Source organism: Psychrobacter sp. ENNN9_III, assembly GCF_001462175.1.
GTDB lineage: Bacteria > Pseudomonadota > Gammaproteobacteria > Pseudomonadales > Moraxellaceae > Psychrobacter.
Map to the genome: position 1 here is coordinate 16,981 of NZ_LNUO01000073.1, position 21,095 is coordinate 38,075.

The window sequence follows — 21,095 nt, forward strand, 5'->3', positions numbered from 1 at the left end:
GCTGATATAATCGCAGCGTTTTATGACACTCAATTTTTCATTCGTGTTGTCCCATTCATTATTTTTATCCAGACCGGGTTTATCGTTATTATGTCTTATGCCTTGCTTCGCCCTTTTTTGTTTAAGATGGATCCTGAACACGCTCATGATATGACTCTATCTTTATTGGCTAAAGCTCATAAGGCGCGCGCTTTGGGATTGGTCTATGGTCAGTCTATGCAACCAACCGATTGTATGGGTTTGCAGTTTTCTAACCCAGTTGGACTGGCTGCAGGATTGGATAAAAATGCCGATTATATCGACGCATTGGCTGAGCTTGGTTTTGGCTTTATTGAGGTAGGTACGGTCACACCAAAGCCACAAGCTGGGAACGATAAGCCGCGTTTGTTTAGAATAAGACAAGCAGACGCTATTATTAATCGTATGGGTTTTAATAATCAGGGTGTCGATTATCTGATTGAAAATGTCAAACGCTGTAAATATAAAGGAAAATGTCAAACGCTGTAAATATAAAGGTAATATCGGTATCAATATTGGTAAAAATGCCAGTACACCTGTCGAGCATGCTGCTGATGATTATATTTATTGCCTAGAGCGTGTCTATCCTCATGCCTCATACATTACAGTCAATATCTCATCACCCAATACAAAGAATTTGCGTGACTTACAAAGCGGTGAGGCATTGACACAGCTGTTAGACGTGATTAAAAACCGTCATAGCCAGCTGGCGACAGAATACGGGTTCTATGTGCCGTTGGTATTAAAGGTCGCTCCTGATTTAGATCCACTACAAGTTGATTATATCTCGCAGCAATTATTGGATTTTGAAATTGATGGTTTGATTGCGACCAATACAACCTTAAGCCGAGTAGGGGTTGAGGATCTTACAGATGGCGATCAAGCAGGCGGTCTATCTGGTCGTCCAGTCAGTCATATTAGTACTCAGATTTTGCAACAGTTCTCAGATCAGCTAGATGGTAAAGTGACTATTATAGGCGTCGGTGGCATTGATAGCGGTGAAAAGGCTGTCAAAAAGATCAAGGCTGGGGCAGATATGGTTCAGCTTTATACAGGTCTTATCTATCGCGGTCCAGGCTTGGTGCAGTCTTGTATTCAGGCCATTGGCGGCTACTATGATGCCCAAGAGATTTAGTTAAATCGGTTTTATAAAGTCATAAGGCGGTAAATATGAGTGGTCTAGATATCGTTATTGCCATTGTTGTCCTTATTGGCTTATGGCGCGGTTTTCAGATAGGACTTGTCAAGACAGCTGTCGGCTTAGTCGGCTGGTTCATCGCTTTGATTATTGCGACTCGTTTGGCTGGCCCTGTTGCGCCGCAGCTATCAGGGTTGACCCAAAGCTCTGTATTACAAATGGCGATGGCTTTTTTGCTCATAGTAATCGTAGTGTTAGCTGCGATACATCTAGTAGCGTTTGTATTTTCAGGAGTACTTAAAACTTTACGCTTGGGTGTGGTAGATAAAATGGCAGGCGGTGTATTGGGGGCGGCCAAAAACGTTCTTGTGGTTTTAGTCGTTCTTAGTGTCAGTGCGCCGTTATTAGTGCAGCTTCCGCAGTGGCAAACTTCTGTGCTGGCTCCTGAGCTACTTCCTTATGCGCCAATGGCAAAAACGCTTGCATCCGATGTATTAGGCAGTGCGTGGGAGCAGATTAATCAGTCATAACTATTAATAACTATCAACAACTATGGTTAATATCAAGTAATATAGTCAAACATACCGTGTAAAACATAACATAGTATATAGCCTTGATAAATTGGCATTTAACATCATTTAGCATTCATGATGTTTATAATATAAATTGTTATGGTTGATAAAGTTTAAGCTAAATATCATAATTTATATGCCATTATATACAGTGTATTCATTCTTATATTCATCAAATCTTAGCGTGAACATGACGTTAATAACGAACAAGTATCGTTAACTAGATATCATCAAATCCTCGGTTAGCTTATAGGTAACATCGCTATTAAACTTACCGTTATTGCGTTACTAATATGTGGTTTTAAATAGGACATAAATATGTGTGGAGTCGTTGGGGTTGCAGCTCATGAGCCGGTCAACCAAATTCTTTATGATGCCTTAACTATGTTGCAACATCGTGGTCAAGATGCGGCAGGTATTGTGACCTTGCAAGATGGGCGCCTATATCTGCGTAAAGAAAACGGTATGGTTCGTGATGTCTTTATGAATCGTCATATGATAAGACTGGTGGGTAAGTTTGGTATTGGTCATGTTCGTTATCCCACTGCAGGCACCTCAAGTAGTGCAGAGGCACAGCCATTTTATGTGAACTCGCCTTATGGCATAACTTTGGCTCACAATGGCAATTTGACCAATGCTGAGAGCTTAGCTAAATCGTTATATCAAGAAGATCGTCGTCATTTAAACACTGACTCAGACTCTGAAGTTCTATTAAACGTTCTTGCTCATGAGATGCAAAATCTAGGTAAGACTCATCCAACGTCTGACGATATTTTTGAAGCGGTAAAAGCGGTCTATGCTCGCTGTGAAGGCGCTTATGGCGTAGTAGCGATGATTACTGGTCATGGCTTATTAGCGTTTCGTGACCCAAATGGCATTCGCCCATTAATCTTTGGTGAACGTTTGGCTGCCAATGGCGGTACAGAGTACATGGTTGCTTCTGAGTCAGTGGCGCTAACTGGTTGCGGCTTTACTATTATTCGTGATGTCAAACCTGGTGAGGCCATCTTTATTGATTTGGATCATAATCTACATACATATCAATGCGTAGAGCAAAAAGAGTACACGCCTTGTATCTTTGAGTATGTCTATTTTGCGCGTCCAGATTCTATTATGGACAATATCTCTGTCTACAAATCGCGTCTTCGTATGGGCGAAAAGCTGGGACAAAAAATCCTCGATGAGTGGGGTGATGACCACGACATCGATGTTGTGATTCCCATCCCTGATACGTCGCGTACTTCAGCGATGGAGCTGGCACTTAAGATGAATATTAAATACCGTGAAGGGTTTATGAAAAACCGTTATATCGGTCGTACCTTTATTATGCCAGGTCAACAGCAGCGCAAAAAATCGGTCCGTCAAAAGCTCAGTGCCGTGCCGTTAGAGTTTAAAGGCAAAAATGTCTTGTTGGTTGATGACTCTATTGTCCGCGGTACTACCTGTCATGAGATTATTCAAATGGCACGTGATGCGGGGGCGAAAAAAGTGTTTTTTGCCAGTGCGGCGCCACCGGTAAAATATCCTAACGTATATGGCATTGATATGCCGGTACGTAGTGAGCTTATCGCTTCAGGACATAGCGTAGAAGAAGTACGTAAAATCATCGGTGCTGATCGTCTGATTTTCCAAGATTTAGATGATCTTATCGACGCGGTAAAAGATACGAAGCATAGCCGCGTTGAAGGCTTTGATTGTGCAGTATTTAATGGCTGCTATATCACTGGACAAATCAATGAAGCTTATCTTGACCATTTACAAGAACAGCGTAGTGAAACCGCTAAAACTGGCAAAAAAGGCGTACAAATCGTCGCGGATACGCCTGTTGATATGATGGGTGTCGAAGAGTCTTAAATAATCATGGGTGTCGAAGAGTCTTAAATAATCATTTTTAGTCAGTATAGTCGATACCGAATAAAACCGATACGTTGTAACGTAATGCGCCACTGGTATAAATTTTTCTTGCTTGCTGTGTCTACGCTGACAGAAGCTGCAAAAAAATTATACCAGCCTCGCTGTATCGTTTTTATAGCGAGTTAACTATAGTATGACTTAAAGGTGATTATATAAAAGTAATGATATAAAATAAAAGCTGGATTCGATTAAGAATCCAGCCTTTTATTGTTTTTATTTAATTATTATTGAGTAAGACCTGCCAGCTAATAAAGACTATCAACTTAGAACGTTATTTAACAACCAAAGTAGGCCATTAATCGCTGTAATACCCACAACCATGCTTATTAATAACTGACGACTGATGTGATAAACCATTAATACCAATAGCAATGCGCCAATTTGAGCAAGTAATAACTGTACCTCGGCGCTATTTAGCCCAGTACTGGCAGATATGTCTTGATAGGAGAGACTGGTGAGAATCAATAAGACCATGACAGATAGCGGCAAGCTCTCGTTAAGGCGATGTAGCCAAGGAGTATCAAGAAGCTTTTTGGGTATCAATGCTGGAATAGCGCGAGTAATAAAGGTAACTCCAGCCATCGCGAAAGTGGCTGCAATCAAATAGCTACTATTCATCGTTCTCTCCTGTCACTTTATTCTGTATCCAAAAACCACGTCCCAAAATCATAAGCATACAAATGGTAATGGCTACCAACAGTAACCAATTACTGGTAAACAATGAGGCAATAGCCAAAGCAACGATCGCAATCCCAATAGGGAAGTAACGTTTAATACTTTGAAACTGCTCGTAAGCCAAAATTGCAAACAGACAAACCAACGCAAAGTCCAAATGCGGCACCAAGTCACTAAGAGTGCTGCCGATCATCACTCCAATAGCGCCTGCTAACACCCACCAACTTTGGTTAAATAGACTAATAGGCAGTATCAGCGCCTGTCTCGACTCATTGGGCAGGCTGGTCATCACCGAAAATGTTTCGTCCGTTAAAGCAAACAAACAGTAGGTTTTGGCTATTTTATTTTTGGGTAAAGACTGCAATAACGGCATCCCATAAAATACATGACGCAGGTTAATGGCTGCGATATTTGTCGCAATATTACCTATCGGCAAGCCGGCGCTGAGCATGGGTAGACAAGCGTATTGAGCTGCCCCTGCATATAGTACGACACTTAGCATAATCGTCGCCCATATAGGCACACCAGCCACCTGTGCCAAGACCCCAAAAGCAATACCTGCAGGTAGATAGCCCATGGCGACAGGAATGCTTTTTTTGAAGCCTTCAGCCCATTGATAGGTGGAGTTTCGCTGTTGTTCAGAATAAGTATTCACAAGATATCCTAAGATCGTCAAACTTAACTAGTTGGTAAAGAGGTCGTTTTATAGACATAATGACTTATAAACAGTGGTTTTTGCTATATGCATCAATAATATCGATAAACATGTATTTAATTGTTCATTAAATTGGCTGTAATTCTTCATAACTGCCGGTTCTATGCGCATGATACAAAAAACCGCTAAGAATAAGCATACGTAACAATAATAAGCTCCAAACACTAAGCCAAATACCAGTCATATCCCACTGCTGATATAGTAGCCAGCTAAGGGGAAAGAAAATGATAGCCAATATTAATGCAGCATTGCGAATAATATGGCCTGCTGTCAAACCAAAAAATATACCATCAAGCCAATAAGCCCCCACACCAACGAGTGGTAGCAGTATTGCATAGCCTTGATAGCTATTGGTTAAGGTAAAAACCGTCTCAATATTGGTCATCAAATCTAAATAAATTGGCATAACAAGCCACCAAATCGAACTTAATAGTAGAGCAAGAGTATAGCTGACGACGCCTGTACGCTTGACAATAAGAAGAAAACGCACCCAATCGCGACGTCCCGCTGCTTGTCCACTCAAAGTTTCAGCTGACACTGCTACGCCATCAAGTGCAAAGGCTGAAATGCTCAATACTTGCAATAAAATGGCGTTGGCGGCCAATACCAGATCGCCGCTTTGAGCAGATAAGCGAGTAATCCACGCAAAGCTCAATGTTAGGATAAGTGTGCGAATAAAAATATCTTTATTCAAAGAATTCAAAGAAAATAGCCTAAGCATTTTTTCTTTAGTAAAATGCTGTGGATTAACTTGAAAGAAAATAGACCAAGACAATTGCAGATTTCGGCGACTAAGCCACAATGCCAATACCACCCCTGACCAAAACGCGATGGTAGTGCCTAATGCAACGCCTGCTATTCCCAGCTGCATACCGTAAACAAAAAACAGCGTCAAAATAATGTTAAATACGGCAATAAAACCTTGCTGATAAAGCATATAACGAGTTTTACCTTGGCCTGCAAACCAGCCGATAAAAGCAAAGTTCATCAGCTCAGCCACAACGCCCCAAAAACGCACATCCAAATAAACTTTTGCAGCAGCGCCACTATCAGGATTAGCTGACAACGCCTGCAAGCCAAAATCAATCAGCCAAGGCTTTGCTAGTAGTAGTAGAAGACCAATGATAATGGCCAATAATAGCGCGCGCTGTAAAATCGACAGTAGTGGTGACAGCTTATGTTGCAGATTAGCAGAATCATTGCGATCTGCAAGCTGCCCCAAAGCTTGTGCAGACAAACCAGAAGACGCATATTGCAAAAAGTTAAAGCTAACGAGTAACAAGGACAAAAGCTGTATTGCCAGCCCCATACCTGCAAGCTTCGCTGCATCATTCATGTTGCCGACTATAGCGGTATCAATCACACTTTGTAGTGGCATAGCCAGATTGGCCAGTAAGACTGGAACGGCAATCGCGACAATACGCCTGTAGCGTGTATCAATGGGCGGCATGGCTTTTGGTGAGGTAGTCGTTGGCATAAGAGGATCACTTCTGCATAAACACAGATAATACCCGCCCGTTTACTACATGGCTGCGGGATGAGCTTTTGCTATTAAATATATTGGATGGTCATACAAAGATAAAAGCACCTAACGGTTAGGTGCTTTTACTCGATTCTTTAGTTGTATCTTAGTATGTGCTACTACTAAACAGTACTATTGAAACCAATGTGGTCCAAATAGATGTTTAATATTAATCTTGTTCAAACATCTTTGGGTCATTAAAAGTCACAATCTCTTCTTCAAACTCAGGCTTCACTTTTACCACGAAATCATCGCGTGATAGACCCATTCTAAGAGGAATAGAGCTTGCAATATAGGTTGATGAATAAGTACCAGCAAGCAGACCAATAAACAGTGCTACTGAGAACCAATACAACCCATCACCGCCTAAGAACATCATGGCCAAGACCACCAACAATACTGTTGAAATAGTCATAATAGTACGGCGCAGTGTTTCAGTTAATGATAAATCAACCGTCTGACTGGGACTAATCCCGCGAACACGGCGGAAGTTTTCACGTATGCGGTCATAGACGACAATCGTATCGTTTAGTGAATAGCCGATCAATGCCAATATGGCTGCCAATACAGTTAAGTCAAAAGGGAAGCCAAATAATGCAAAAAACACCGATGGTGACGATAGCATCATGAAATAACGACATGACTGCACCAAGTGATAGCTTAAACTGAAAACGTAGAGCGACATAACCTAGCATACATACTAGTGCTAGTCCTAACGCCATGACTGAATTTAGATAAACCTCGTTACCGACTTGACTGCCAATAATGTTGACGTTACTAATGTCAGCGGGGTTATTAGGTAAGGCTAAAGCTTGAGTTAGGCTGGCACTCAGACCATCAATATTATCAGATTGTGGTGGCAATCGTACGAGCAGCTCTTGGCGGGTGCCTAGATACTGTACGATAGCATCATCGAAACCATTATCCGCCAATGCTTGTACGACTTCAACTTGCTCAGCGGGCTGCTCATAACGTACATCTGCTGAGACCCCGCCAGTAAAGTCCAAACCAAGATTAAGACCATTGACCGCAATCGCAATAATACTAGCAATGACCATAAATAAAGACAAAATTGCCATAGGCTTTTCTATCTTCATAAACGGAATAATACGCTGATTACCAACTGCCTTGATACCGCCTTCTTTAGCAGCAGCGTCATCAGCAGCGCTATCAATAATTTGGTTATGATCGTTATCGATAGCAGCATTGTCTGCTTGAGTCGCCAATGCTTGCTCATTTTTTGAGCTTTGTTTGGTTCGGCGAGATTTGCCTTTATCAGTTTTCGCTGTTGTAGGGTTATTAGCTTGGGCGTTGCTGCCTTTACCATCACGGCGCGGCTTATTACGGCGACGACGTTTTTGGTTGTCATTAGGGTTGTTACCTGCGCCGCCTGAGCTGCTAGACGTCGGCGTGTTATTTTCAGGATTGTTATTTTGTTCAATCGCCATGTTATTCTCCTAGCCGATACTCAAACGTTTGATAGATTTACGCTTACCATAAGCAATTTGTACCAGTGCACGTGTTACCAAAATCGCGGTAAATAGCGAACTGACAATACCAATAGCTAAGGTGATCGCAAAGCCTTTAATCGGACCAGTACCAATCGCAAATAAGATAAACGCGACCAATAACGTGGTGATGTTGGCATCAAAAATACTACTAAAAGCACGATCAAAGCCTGCCACAATTGCAGATTTTGGCCGCACCCCGTTTGCCAGCTCCTCTCGGATACGCTCAAAAATTAGCACGTTGGCATCTACTGCCATACCGATGGTCAAGACCACACCAGCGATACCAGGTAAGGTAAGTGATGAGCCTAAGATCGACATAATCGCAATAATAATGATGACGTTGACTGCCAATGCTACATTGGCAATGACCCCAAACAGGCGATAAAAAAAATGCTACATTGGCAATGACCCCAAACAGGCGATAAAAAATAATCATAAAGACAAAGACTAATAGGTAACCGACCTGAGTTGAAAACAGACCTTTGGCAATGTTTTCTTGACCTAATGAAGGTCCAATGGTTCGTTCTTCGACGAAATACATCGGGGCTGCAAGTGCGCCCGAACGTAATAGTAGGGCAAGTTCAGCCGCTTCAGCATTACTATCTAGTCCAGTAATACGGAACGATGAGCCTAATACTGCTTGAATATTAGCGCGGTTAATGACTTTGGTTTCAGCATAAGGGGTACGCACTTCAACAGACTCGCCTGTAGCCGGATCTTCTTCATACGTGATTCTTTGTTTATTTTCGATAAACAACACCGCCATTTGATCGCCAACAGCGGTACGGGTCGCATTTTGCATAAGCTTACCGCCCGCGCTGTCCAAGGTAATATTGACCTCAGGGCGACCGCTTTCATCAAGACTGGTCTGAGCATTGGTAACTTTATCACCAGTGACGATAGCTTGACGCTCTAACAATACAGGCGGACCATCAAGGGTTCCGAACGGGAATGCTTCAGTACCAGCGGGAGGAATACCGCCCATGAAGTTTTCGCTGTCTTTGGCAACCAGACGGAACTCAAGGTTTGCAGTACGACCAAGTACACGTTTGGCTTCAGCGGTGTCTTGTACGCCAGGTAATTCGACGACAATACGGCTAGCACCCTGAGACTGTACTAAGGCTTCAGTAACACCGAGCTCAGCAATACGATTGCGCAAGGTGGTTAGGTTTTGGTTGACCGCATAGCTGTTAATTTCATCCAATGTACCATCATTATAAGCCATGATGAGCGCAGGACCTTGCTCATCAATAGAAGACTGTAAGTTGAAGTTATTGCCCATCGAACCTTGCAGAATGTTTTGTGCGCGGTTACGAGTATCCGTATCAGCGAAATGCAATACAATACCTTGTGACTCAGTCTTAATACCTTTAACTGCAACACGCTGTGCACGTAGCTCACGGCGCACATCACGACTGGCACTTGTCAGACGTTGCTCTAAAGCTTTCTCCATATCAACTTCTAGAACGAAACGTACTCCACCGCGCAAGTCTAAACCGAGCTTCATTGGTTTTGCACCGATATCGCGAAGCCACTGCGGCGTTGTTTGTGCTAAGTTGAGCGCTACCACATAATCGTCACTAAGGTTCTTTTTAAGGACCTCTTGTGCTTTAAGCTGAGCGTCTGGATTGTCTAAGCGGACCAGTGCGCTGTTGCCCTCAAAAGTGCCGTCATGATGGCTTATACCAGCCTCTTCTAGCAGACTCTCTGACTGAGTCAAAATACCTTCAGATAGCTGTGTACCTGCTGCAGCACTGGTAATCTGTACAGCAGGCTCATCAGGGTAGAGGTTAGGCGCAGCGTACAGACCAGCGATGATCAGTACGACGGCGATGAGTAGGTACTTCCAAGCGGGATATTGCATAATCACTTCTTTAAGTTGATAAAATACTGGCGATGCAGGCCACAGGTTGGCAGATGGAGTATTTACATTTGCAATGAATAATGACCATAATCAGGGAGCATCATTCATCATTGCAAGCATCCGCTATGATAATAGAACGTAACGCTAAGCATTATAGAACGACTAAATTTTGAGTCGCAATACGCAGACAAAAGGTAAGTTTGCTACAATGAATCGACTAGCTAGAAGGTAATAAGTTAGCCTAAAAACTAACAAGTAATGAACATATCGTTAATTTGGCAGTCTAGTAGCAGCAAATGACCGTAAAATATCAACGGTCATTTTTATCGATGTATGAGTCAATACAATAATGATAAACGTTAAACGTGAGTCAATACAATAATGATAAACGTTAAACGTGACGATCCATCATCAATACTTATACGCTTTCTATTTATACACTTTCTATAGTGCCTGCAGGTAATACTGAAATAACAGAAGCTCGCTGTACTTTAATGTCAGTATTGTTGTTTAAGCTGATAATAGCGTAGTCGCCTTCAAGGCTTTTGATACGACCCATAAGCCCACCAGCGAAAATCACTTCGCTGCCAACAGTCAAAGCATTTACCATAGCACGATGCTCTTTGGTACGCTTCGATTGCGGACGAATGACCAAAAAGTAAAAAATTGCAAAAAAAGCTACTGGTAATAGAATTTGACCAAACAGTGATGCGCCGCCTGCGGCTTCAGGAGCAGCAGCATGGGCAGCTTGAATAAATAAGCTCATAATTTCTCTCAATAAGTCATAGGGAACGATAAAATTAAACGCATAGTAACAAAAAATCCCAATCTTGGTAACTGTTAATCATGGGATGAGGGTATTTTCCTTAATGTACTGGCATACTAGCAGCCGATATCTAGCGCGACAATCTTTTTAAGCACTAATCTATTAAAATAAAACAGCGGTATATTAAAATAAATTAAGTAAGTAGATATTGAAGTTAGGTCAATCTAACACCACCAAGAAGAGAGTCGCCTGTACAGTCTTCTATCTATGTTTCTTATTGAGAGTAGGTTGTTTTTTGGACAGGTATATAGCATGACATTTAATTGTTAAATATAAGCATCAGTGCTAATATCAAATGATTGACTATAGCGTCTGTCAGTACAGATAATAGCGGGTTTATCGTTCTTGTTATATAGAGCTATTTTATCAGCTAAGTTTTATTGATTAAGAGTTGAACGCAAGTAGTCACTGTATTTACTAGCAATAAAGCTTATTGTATTTTATCCTTTTTTATTCTTTTTCTTTGTTTAGGTTACCTAACTTGTTCACCATTTTTTCGTCTACACCTCGTCTATGTCGTCCACGCGCTTATCAGAAAGAAGCGCCTGCCGAACCTCCACCGACGACGCATTATTATTGTCCTAGCACAAAGGTAGTATTTGGTCTATCAGCACTGATGACTGTATTAATCACTATTTTACCTCATCCAGCACAGGCGGCTTTATCACAAGCTGCTGAAACCCCAGCGTCAGCGGCTCCAACAGCTACCAGTATCGCTCTATTAATACTCTTTGTTGCTATTGCTATTGGCGTATCGTTTATTTGCTCTTTAGCAGAGTCCGCATTACTCAGTATGACCCCTTCATATATCGCTGATGTCGAAGAAAGCAATCCTAACAAAGCAAACATGTTAAGACGCTTAAAGATTGACAACATCGATCAATCGCTAGCGGCTATTTTGACATTGAATACGGTCGCCCATACGCTAGGTTCGATTGGCGCTGGTGCACAAGCAACCATTGTCTTTGGCAGCGCATGGTTTGGTCTGTTTTCTGCGATTATGACTTTGGCGATTTTATTCTTATCTGAGATCATTCCAAAAACATTAGGAACTGTCTACTGGCGTCAGCTAAGTGGCATAGTGGCTTACTTTGTACGCGGTATTATTCTTATCCTTTATCCTCTGATTTGGTTTTCAGAGCGTTTGACAAAGTTACTGGTGCGCAGTAAAGAGACCCATGTCTTTAGTCGACGTGAGTTTGCTGCTCTTGCTAGTATAGGTGAGGAGTCAGGTCAGATTGATCCATTGGAGTCGCGGATTATTCGTAACTTGCTCGCTTTTGGCGCTATCAAAGTCGAAGATATTATGACACCGCGCTCAGTGATGCTGGCGTTTGAACAGAACAAAACAGTCGCTGAAGTATTGGCCGATCGCCCAAAATTGACGTTTTCGCGGTTGCCCATTTATGATGGAGATTTGGATAACATCACAGGTTTTGTCCTAAAGACGGACATGCTATTGGCGAAAGTTAATCATGCAATGCATAAGCCCTTGACCCAATTTGAACGAGAAATTACGTTTGTATTCTCAAAGATGAAGCTGTTTGATTTATTAGAGTTAATGCTAAAAAATCGTATTCATATTGCTATTACTGTGGGTGAGTATGGCGAAGTTAAAGGTCTGGTGACTTTAGAAGATGTCTTTGAGACTCTATTAGGCCTTGAGATCGTTGATGAAATAGATCGGGTTGAAGACATGCAGGCATTGGCACGTCAAATGATGGATAGGCGTGTGGAGCGCTTAGGTATGAAGCTTAATGACGATGAAGAGATTACAGATGACAATACCAGATCCTAACGAATGTATGAAAAATTATTAGTGGTCTATAAAGGTGCGGATAGATAAGAAAATTAGGGTCAAGCAGTAGGATACTAGGTAGGTACGCATGCAATAATTACACATGGCGTTACATAGGTGTGAGTATTTAGTGATAGGCTAAAAATACCATCAATAAAGTATAAATCACTCAACATAATTGGATAATTAGAAACTACCTTAAGGATTGCAATGAAACAACTATGGAATAAAGGGCTATTGGCTCTCTTCATAAAAAGTGCGAGCGTCGCTACGTTAGCAGCGGTGGTTGGTACTGCTGCTGTTACTGCTCAAGCTGCCACCATGAGTGAAGACTTGGTACAAAACTATGCTACTGCGATGAAATCAGCCGCCAATAACAATAACATCAATCAAGTTGCGCGTTTGGTATCTGATGATGCACTGATCTCCTTATCTAGAAAGGGCAAGTCAACCAGCCTTGATAAAGATGCGTATTTAAAACTATTACAAGACAGCTGGAACCAAACTTCAAATTATCACTATGATATTAGTATCAATAATATCGTTACGACTGGCTCACAAGCAAAGGCCAACGTGAAAACCGTTGAAAGCTGGGTAAAAGATGGCAAAAAAGTCTCATTTGTGACTACATCAAGAGTCACGCTTACTTTATCGACTGGTAACGCTGTGCTGTTACGTGCAGTCTCTCAAGTAACGATTGATTAATTTAAATTTTGCAGATCATCTTCTATAGAAGTATGGTCTGTCTCTTGTATTGTATATTATACTGTCGATTGTCCTCATTACTTCTCGTCGCTAGGAATCTTCTATCATCATGTCTACTGTGTCATCAAAAACCCAATCATTTATAGCCTTGCCATTGACACTTGCGGTGTCAACCTTGCTTATCAGCGCATGTAGCAATACGTCAGCGGTAAAAAATACCGGTGCTACCAATAGCTCGTCTGTCGTGAATAAACGTCCAGCCAAACAGTCTGGAGCTGCTCGCCCAAGTACGAGTGATGACTACTCAACTGCATTTTTGGATGCAGAAAGCCTAGATGAGTTGGCAGACTTGTTAGAAGCGACTGATATGACCATGGTTGAAGACAACAAACTGGCTATTCAGCAATACGGTGATCTGTGGAATCGTCTAAGAGCTGGTTATCGTATGAACGGTGGTCAGCCTATTTACAACCAGCGTATCGAAGGGCAAAAGAGTTGGTTTACTAGCAGGCAAGATTATTTAAACCGATTGACTGCGCGTGCCAGTCGTTATATTTACCATACAGTACGCGAAGCTGAGCGTCGCAATATTCCAACTGAGCTTGCTCTATTACCAGTAATTGAAAGCTCCTATGATCCGAGTGGCACCAGTAGTGCAGCGGCAGCAGGTTTGTGGCAGTTTATTCCAAGTACTGGCCGGATTTATGGTTTGAATCAAAGTAGTACCTATGATGGTCGCCGTGATGTGATTGAATCGACACGTGCAGCCTATGACTTTTTGACAGCATTATACAATCAATTCGGTAGTTGGGAGCTGGCATTAGCAGCCTATAACGCAGGCCCTGGCCGTGTACAAAAAGCCATCGATGCCAATGCCGCTCGTGGTCTGCCCACTGACTATTGGTCACTTAGACTGCCTACTGAAACGATGAACTATGTACCACGCTTTTTGGCGGTGGCCGAAATCGTCGCTAAACCTGAGCAGTATGGCGTGTATCTACCAGCTATTGCCAACCGTCAGCATTTTCGTAGTGTGCCGGTGAACTATGGTGTCAGTTTGGCTGAAGTGTCACAAGTGACTGGTGTCAGCTATGATGAACTAGAGAGACTAAACACGGCTCTTACCTCAGGACGTGTTGATGCTTCAGGCCCACAGCGTATCATTATCCCCAATGATATTAGTACCAATCTTGACGCCAAACTTATATCGCTAAGAGGTAATGGCACAAGTAATGTCATTGCATCAAGCAATACGAGCAGCTCAAGCAGTACTACTGCGCCAAGTTATAACAGTCAGCCGTATACTAGCTCGTCATTACCTTCTACTGGTAGCGGCTTGGCAGATTACGCGGCTAGTGCAAGCGTGCCGCAGCAAACAACCAGTTATATCTCCCCGACATCGTCTCGTGGCTCTGGATATAATAGTAGTTCAACAGCTCGCACCGAACCGCCTATTACAAGTAAAGAGATCAGTAAGATTAATGCTGAGCTACAAAGCAGTAATAGCTTACCGACGACTTCTGCACAGATTACCCAAAACAATACCATCGTCCAAGAGCCTCCGCTTAGTAAAGAAGAGCGCGACTTCATCGCCAATCAGATTCGAGCCAAAACGCCTGAAACCGACGTTATCAATGCTGATGGCAACATCAATCTGTCAGCAGTGCAGACGCAGCAGTCTATTTTGGAGGCCAGTGGGGAAGATAAAAAACTTAGCTTTGCAAAAACGCCAGTCAGTAAGCCAAAACCTCAAGGTAAACGTACGACTTATACCGTAAAACGCGGTGACACCTTATCAAATATTGCCAGTCGTGCAGGCGTAAGCTGGCGCGATATCACTGAATGGAATCAGATCGATGCCAAGGCAAAGCTACTATCTGGTAGCACTTTATATCTGTACGATGCCAAGCCCATTGAGCCATTGAGTAGTGCAAATACACAGACCAAAGACCAGCCAGACAGTTACATTGTACAATCGGGTGACACCCTTATCGGTACGGCAAACCGCTTTGGCTTATCAGTGACACAGCTAGCAACTTACAATAATTTGAGTAGCCGTTCTGATTTATTAAAAGGTCAAAAACTGTGGTTAATACCAGGCAAAGTTACCGCTCCAGCCACAACGCCTGCTGCACCCTCTACTAAAGCTCGTAAATCTAGCACTGCGACTAAAAACTACAGAGTAAAACCTGGTGATGGTCTCATTGCGTTAGCGCGTCAGTTTGGTATGGCAGCCAATACGCTGGCCAGTCTCAATGGTATTCGGGCAACAGACTCTTTATACGTAGGTCAAACGCTCAAAGTACCTGATAGTGTCGATCTTTCTGCCAATAACAATTCTAGTAGTACAAATACGAGCAGTGCTAATAGCTCAGTCTCTACCAGTCGCTATACAGTAAAGTCAGGAGAGACACTAATTGGTATTGCTAATAGTATTGGTGTCAGTGCAGAAGAGGTCGCGGCAGTGAATAGCAATTTTAATGCTAAAGCTCGCTTGCAACGCGGGCAGACAATTAAGGTGCCTGTATCAAAAGCAGAAGTAAATCGCCAATTAAACAATCAACCCATAAGCTATAAAGTACAATCCGGTGATAGCTTAACAGGGGTGGCCCGTCGCTATAATATTGGTATCAGTGACTTAGCAGCAGCCAATGGTCTGAGTACGACTTCAAACTTAATACGTGGTCGTACTATCACTATTCCAGCCAGTGGCAGTGCCCGCGCTGCTAGTAATAATACCAGCTCTAGTAGCCAAAGTACGGCAACCAGCAGTAGTGGCAAAGTGCTTGGCAACACTGAAAATTATAGAGTACAGTCAGGCGATGGTTTGATTGCTTTATCACGTCGTTTTGGTATTGCAGTAGAGGATTTGGCAGCGACTAATAATATGGCGACCAATGCTCAGCTACAGCGCGGCCAAACCATCAAAGTCCCTAAGGCTACGGTGCGATATACGGTTGGCTCTGGTGATAGTCTTATCGGACTGGCTCGTAAGTATGGGGTCTCAACCCAAGAGCTTGCTGATATGAACAATATCGCGGCAGATACTATGCTACAACGTGGTCAACGCCTGACAGTACCTAATCGCTAACCTGTCATTGCTTACGATTAGTATAATGCAATAATAAAAAAGCTGCTCTTATTTAGGAGCAGCTTTTTTGTGTTTTTCTATAAGCTTATTTGCTTAAACCATACGAGTTTTAATCGTTTCAAGATAGCTTCTGATATTACTTACATAATGCATCGCCTGTCCATAACGACTATTGGAAGCTCTGTTTTCTGACAAATACGTATAGACGTTCGCCCAGCTTTTATCATCGATACCTGCATCACTTAATTTGCGCTGTATACGTTTGACCGCATTGGGGCCCATGTTGTAAGCTGCAAGTGCAAACCAGATTCGGTCAGTCTTTGGCACATCAGCAAAGTCAGCTTTCATCTGCTCTAAATAACGAGCACCGCCGCCAATGCTTTGGTAAGGATCGACACGATCTGAGACGCCCATTGCTTTTGCAGTGTTGTTAGTTAGCATCATCAAACCGCGTACACCTGTCGGTGATACAGCGTTGGCATCTAAATGCGACTCTTGATAGCCCATCGCCACTAGCAATTCCCAATCATGATTATAGTTGCGGGCTTGTTCTTCAAAAGAAGACTGGTAATCAGGCAGCTTTTCTGTCAATGTTTTTTTAAAATGGTCTTGACTGTAAGCATCTTTTAGTAAGTTTTGATTATAAAATGCAGCAAGCTTTTGTGTGTTTTCAAGCTTGATACTATCACATAAGAAGTAACTGGCTTTTTGGGACAATGGATCATCCGCTTGGTTAAACGTCCAGCTAACTTTAGGATGTAAACCATTTTTTGTTAGGCTAGTATCATAACCGCAACTGACATTAATAGAGGACAAATCCAGCTGACTTTTTAGCTGCGTACTCGCCGTCGTCAATGCCATATCAGCGTCACCTGATTTTAGCGCTCTTAATGCTGCCTCTTCACTAGCATAAGCTTTTAAGTCAATCTCAACGCCAAGCTCATCAGCATAACCACGTACTAGGTCAAAACCAAAGCCGTGTTGAAAGCCGTCGGTCGCAAAATAAGTGCTGTCTCCTGGGACAGCTGCGATCGTGAGAGTCTCCTCAAGCATCACCTTAGCATAGGCTGGTACTGTTGAGTCCATCGTAATGAGACTTTCAGCAGGTAAGGAGAGAAGAGCAATACTAGATACTTGTGCCATCTTTTTCGTTTTGGCAAAACGGGTCAACTTGGTAGGGGTAACGGATGAAACGATGTTACTTTTGGTGCTAAGTGAGCGCTTGGATGGACGCAGTAAATAAGAAATACGGCGTTTAGCACCTTGCGCAGATACTTTTACACGATAAGTAATACGCTGCATGGATGTCTCCTAATGTTAGCCATCCTGCTTACCGCAAAGCTAGCTTCACAATGTTTACATAAATAATAAGTAGACATTGTGAAGCTAGCTTAGATGTCGTACAGCTCATGCGTTCAGATCGCTAATAATACAGATCTTAATATTATGAGCATTACAACACTCCAATCAATATAATAGTGAGTTTATAAAACAGCATAATAAACCCTGTGCTACAGTCCTAAGTATGTTAAAAATAACATCACCTAAGTAAAGCTACACAAATAAAGACAAAGAACAATGACAGTTACGTCACCTTCATCAATAATGGCCAAGAATACGCTTAAAACATTATATTGACTATAGGTAAGGTCATGAATAAGTTATTGAGACAAAAATTAAATAATAACTTGCTGTAAAATCATGAATAAGTTATTGAGACAAAAATTAAATAATAACTTGCTGTAAAATCAAATAACAATATAGGTTATAAATATTTGATTTTATTGGCAATATTATGCTGTCCAGCAATGTTAATAATGAATTGTATGGACTCTGAGACACCAATTATTTATAGTGCAATTGGTGTCTCATCTCATACAACCAGATTATAAATTCATTGCAACGTCACACTAAAAAAGCATCGATCTTAATGTACAATGAATACATAAGTCATCTCTTATTAGCTTGGCGTTATAACCGGAGGCCATAGTAAATGGGAAGTTTCATGACAAAACATTCTCTTGTAATGTTGACTTTATATGGCTTATAAGGCCATTATTCAAGTAAAGTTAATTAAAGAGTGATAAAACTTAACAATTCGGCAATAGACGGTCAAAAACAGCTATTATATTCATATAAACGAATAAAGTCTACTTTGTCGACAGTCAGACGGTATTACATTAATATTTTTTGAGAAAGTTCTACGGTGTAGGGTTAAGCAGGGTTATCGATATCGATAAATGTCACTGGTAGCCCAAAGTGCTGAGCCACCACCTCTCCAAGCGCCTGAATACCGCCGCGTTCTGTCGCATGATGTCCACAAGCAAAGTAGTCAACCCCAAGCTCGCGCGCGCTATGTGTGGTGCGTTCAGATATCTCACCAGACAGATATGCATCGCATTTCATCATAGCGGCCTGCTCAATCATATCTTGTGCACCGCCTGTACATAAGCCTATACGTTCGATCAGTTTTGCGTTGTTTGACTCACCTTCGTTTGTGAAGCGAAAGTCGCTTGAAATATGTAGAGGCACGCGCCCTAGTGCTTGAGTAATCGTTTGAATCAGGGTTTCGACACTTTGCGGCGTACAAATAGCGATATTGCCAACAGGGTGGGATTCATGAGGGTAGAGGGCTTCCGTGATCGTCAGTCCTAGCATCTCAGCGAGCTTGGCATTATTACCGATGATAGGGTGCGCATCAAGCGGTAGGTGATAGCCAATCATCGAGATACCGTGTTGCATCAATTTGCGAATGCGCCGACCCTTCATACCAGTAATAGGCTCAGGTTCACCTTTCCAAAAGTAGCCATGATGTACCATGATCGCATCGGCTTTTGCCTCGATAGCAGCATCGATTAAGGCTTCACAAGCAGTAACGCCTGTCACAATACGTCTGATAGGCTGCCCGCCATCTACTTGCAATCCATTTGGGGCATAGTCTTTAAAGGCGTTTGCAGATAAATAGTCATCGCAAAACTGCGCTAACGCTTGGGCAGTAATCGTTACTTTTGACGATTCGTTTAATGGGTCTTTGGCTGGCATTGGCTGTCCTTATAATTTAAGTCATTGTTTTAAGTAATCAGATAATCAAAGTATATAAATCTTGTGGTAAATATTTTAGCATGATGTTGCAAATGAGTAGATAAACCCCATAACTGAAATGGTACACGATACGTTACTATTTTAGGGTATGGCCAGTTATAATTTATATGAATGAGCCTACTCGATGAATAGGTTTTGACGGGTTGTGTGGTACTTAATAGCAAACATAAATAGCAAGCAAAAAATAGTCGTCATCCCATTGTATTCAATAACGTCTGTTTGATTAAATTTATAGAGGTTTATATATGTCGTCATCTCCAAACACCAACAACAAGGCAACGCTATGGAAGTGGTTGCCTTGGGTTTTATTGCTGATAATAATTGCAGGGTTTGTTTGGTTGTTCATGAGTATGAAGACGCCATCAGAGACGACATGGGAGCCACCAAGAACGACAGCGGCTGAGCAAGAAGCCATAGCACCTGCATCTGATAAACCTGAGCCTATTGACTCGTATCATAATGCGGTCGCTCGCGCCTCGCAGTCGGTGGTCAATATCTATACCACTCAAACCATGGCTGAACATCCATATATGGATGATCCTGTCTTGCGCCGTTTTTTTGAATTCCATGGCGGGCCACAAGGTCAAGGGCAGGGGCCGACCAATCTAGGCTCTGGTGTCATCGTGTCAGAGGATGGTTATATCGTTACCAATGCTCACGTCATCGAAAAAGCGGATGAGATTACAGTGGCTTTTAATGACGGGCGTAAAAGTCGAGCCAAAGTTATCGGTACGGATCCCGATAGTGATTTGGCCGTGATCAAAGTTGATATGACAGGACTTACGCCGCTTGGCTTTCGTGAAGAGCCTAGTCGCGTTGGCGACTTAGCATTGGCAATTGGTAATCCATTTGGTGTCGGTCAAACGGTCACCCAAGGGATTATTTCGGCAACTGGTCGTACGGGTCTTGGGGTCAATAAGTTTGAAGACTTTATCCAGACGGATGCTGCTATCAATCCGGGCAACTCAGGCGGGGCGCTTGTCGATGCTCGTGGTGAGCTGGTCGGTATTAACACAGTGATCTTTTCGCGCTCTGGTGGCTCGATGGGGATTGGCTTTGCTATTCCAACCGCTATCGTTGAGCAGGTCATGAATGCGCTTATTAAAGATGGTAAAGTCAGTCGCGGCTGGCTAGGTATCGAGATCCAATCACAACTACGTGACCCAACGCGCCTTGAGACCTCGACAGGGGTAGAAGTCTTAAATGTCGTCGCTCAAGGTCCTGCTGCTAAAAGTGGTCTAAGAGTCGGTGACGTTATTTTGACCATCGATGGTGTCGAGATGACGGATGCTAATACTTTGATTCAGTATGTGGCGCGTAAGGCACCAACGACTGAGCTAAATGCTCAAGTACTGCGCAATGGTCAAAATAAGCAAGTTAAGATTATGCTTGAAGAGCGTCCTGTTCAAGAAGTCGTAGAAGTTCAGACACCTAGAATCTTGCACGATGACAGATTAAGCGGTCAAGGCGGTACAGGGGCTCAAGGTGAAGAGCATTACTATGATGATCCAGATGCGCCTATGATGTCAGAAGAAGAGCGCAACCGTATGCGTGAAGAGCTGCTAAAACTGTTTGAGCAAGACACTGCGCCGCAATAAGCAAGACAGACATAGCTATTAATATAAAAGCGCGCTATCTTATCTA

Annotated in this window: 12 protein-coding genes and 3 pseudogenes; 7 read left to right on the forward strand and 8 right to left on the reverse strand. The window is 42.5% G+C overall.

The genetic code is table 11. From position 1 onward, the window contains the following. The first annotated feature begins 90 nt into the window (after positions 1 to 90). From PENNN9_RS04895 to purF, 3 genes and pseudogenes are all read left to right on the forward strand, one after another. A pseudogene (locus PENNN9_RS04895) lies at positions 91 to 1,153 on the forward strand (quinone-dependent dihydroorotate dehydrogenase). Positions 1,154 to 1,188: 35 nt separating this feature from the next. Beyond that, complete coding sequence (locus PENNN9_RS04900) at positions 1,189 to 1,686, forward strand: CvpA family protein (protein ID WP_058368603.1); 498 nt, start codon at positions 1,189 to 1,191, stop codon at positions 1,684 to 1,686. Between the two features lie 360 nt (positions 1,687 to 2,046). Further along, positions 2,047 to 3,582, forward strand: a complete 1,536-nt coding sequence (gene purF / locus PENNN9_RS04905; RefSeq protein WP_058368604.1) for an amidophosphoribosyltransferase — start codon at positions 2,047 to 2,049, stop codon at positions 3,580 to 3,582. Positions 3,583 to 3,900: 318 nt separating this feature from the next. On the opposite strand, the gene PENNN9_RS04910 is transcribed toward purF, so the two are convergent. The 6 genes and pseudogenes from PENNN9_RS04910 to yajC all read right to left on the reverse strand — a co-directional run bounded on the left by PENNN9_RS04910 (position 3,901) and on the right by yajC (position 10,695). Continuing rightward, a complete protein-coding gene (locus tag PENNN9_RS04910; protein ID WP_058368605.1) occupies positions 3,901 to 4,260 on the reverse strand; it encodes an AzlD domain-containing protein in 360 nt (119 codons plus the stop codon). Next, complete coding sequence (locus PENNN9_RS04915; RefSeq protein WP_227511726.1) at positions 4,253 to 4,894, reverse strand: AzlC family ABC transporter permease; 642 nt, start codon at positions 4,892 to 4,894, stop codon at positions 4,253 to 4,255. Before PENNN9_RS04915 ends, PENNN9_RS04910 begins: the two co-directional genes overlap by 8 nt. 205 nt (positions 4,895 to 5,099) lie before the next feature. Beyond that, entirely contained in the window at positions 5,100 to 6,509 is a 1,410-nt protein-coding gene (locus PENNN9_RS04920) for an MATE family efflux transporter (RefSeq protein ID WP_058368607.1), read from the reverse strand. A 214-nt stretch (positions 6,510 to 6,723) separates the two neighbouring features. Further along, a pseudogene (gene secF, locus PENNN9_RS04925) lies at positions 6,724 to 7,687 on the reverse strand (protein translocase subunit SecF). Between the two features lie 324 nt (positions 7,688 to 8,011). After that, a pseudogene (locus tag PENNN9_RS04930) lies at positions 8,012 to 9,929 on the reverse strand (preprotein translocase subunit SecD). A 433-nt stretch (positions 9,930 to 10,362) separates the two neighbouring features. Further along, on the reverse strand, positions 10,363 to 10,695 hold the full coding sequence (gene yajC, locus PENNN9_RS04935) for a preprotein translocase subunit YajC (protein ID WP_058368608.1): 333 nt from the start codon (positions 10,693 to 10,695) through the stop codon (positions 10,363 to 10,365). A gap of 676 nt (positions 10,696 to 11,371) precedes the next feature. Between yajC and PENNN9_RS04940 the strand changes: the two genes are divergently transcribed. From PENNN9_RS04940 to PENNN9_RS04950, 3 genes are all read left to right on the forward strand, one after another. Then, positions 11,372 to 12,553, forward strand: coding sequence for a hemolysin family protein (locus tag PENNN9_RS04940; protein WP_082637996.1), 1,182 nt, complete (start codon positions 11,372 to 11,374; stop codon positions 12,551 to 12,553). A 210-nt stretch (positions 12,554 to 12,763) separates the two neighbouring features. Continuing rightward, a complete protein-coding gene (locus PENNN9_RS04945) occupies positions 12,764 to 13,258 on the forward strand; it encodes a hypothetical protein (RefSeq protein WP_058368609.1) in 495 nt (164 codons plus the stop codon). Positions 13,259 to 13,367: 109 nt separating this feature from the next. After that, the gene (locus tag PENNN9_RS04950) at positions 13,368 to 16,349 is read left to right on the forward strand and encodes a lytic transglycosylase (protein WP_058368610.1); all 2,982 of its coding nucleotides are present in this window, start codon (positions 13,368 to 13,370) and stop codon (positions 16,347 to 16,349) included. Positions 16,350 to 16,442: 93 nt separating this feature from the next. Here PENNN9_RS04950 and PENNN9_RS04955 read toward each other — a convergent pair whose 3' ends face one another. Further along, positions 16,443 to 17,651 (reverse strand): transglycosylase SLT domain-containing protein, encoded by a 1,209-nt coding sequence (locus PENNN9_RS04955; protein ID WP_058368611.1) that lies wholly within the window; start codon positions 17,649 to 17,651, stop codon positions 16,443 to 16,445. Between the two features lie 912 nt (positions 17,652 to 18,563). After that, positions 18,564 to 19,391 carry a Nif3-like dinuclear metal center hexameric protein gene (locus tag PENNN9_RS04960; RefSeq protein ID WP_058368612.1) on the reverse strand — a complete coding sequence of 276 codons (828 nt, stop codon included), beginning with the start codon at positions 19,389 to 19,391 and terminating at the stop codon, positions 18,564 to 18,566. A 305-nt stretch (positions 19,392 to 19,696) separates the two neighbouring features. Between PENNN9_RS04960 and PENNN9_RS04965 the strand changes: the two genes are divergently transcribed. Beyond that, entirely contained in the window at positions 19,697 to 21,049 is a 1,353-nt protein-coding gene (locus tag PENNN9_RS04965; protein ID WP_058368613.1) for a S1C family serine protease, read from the forward strand. Positions 21,050 to 21,095 lie beyond the last annotated feature (46 nt).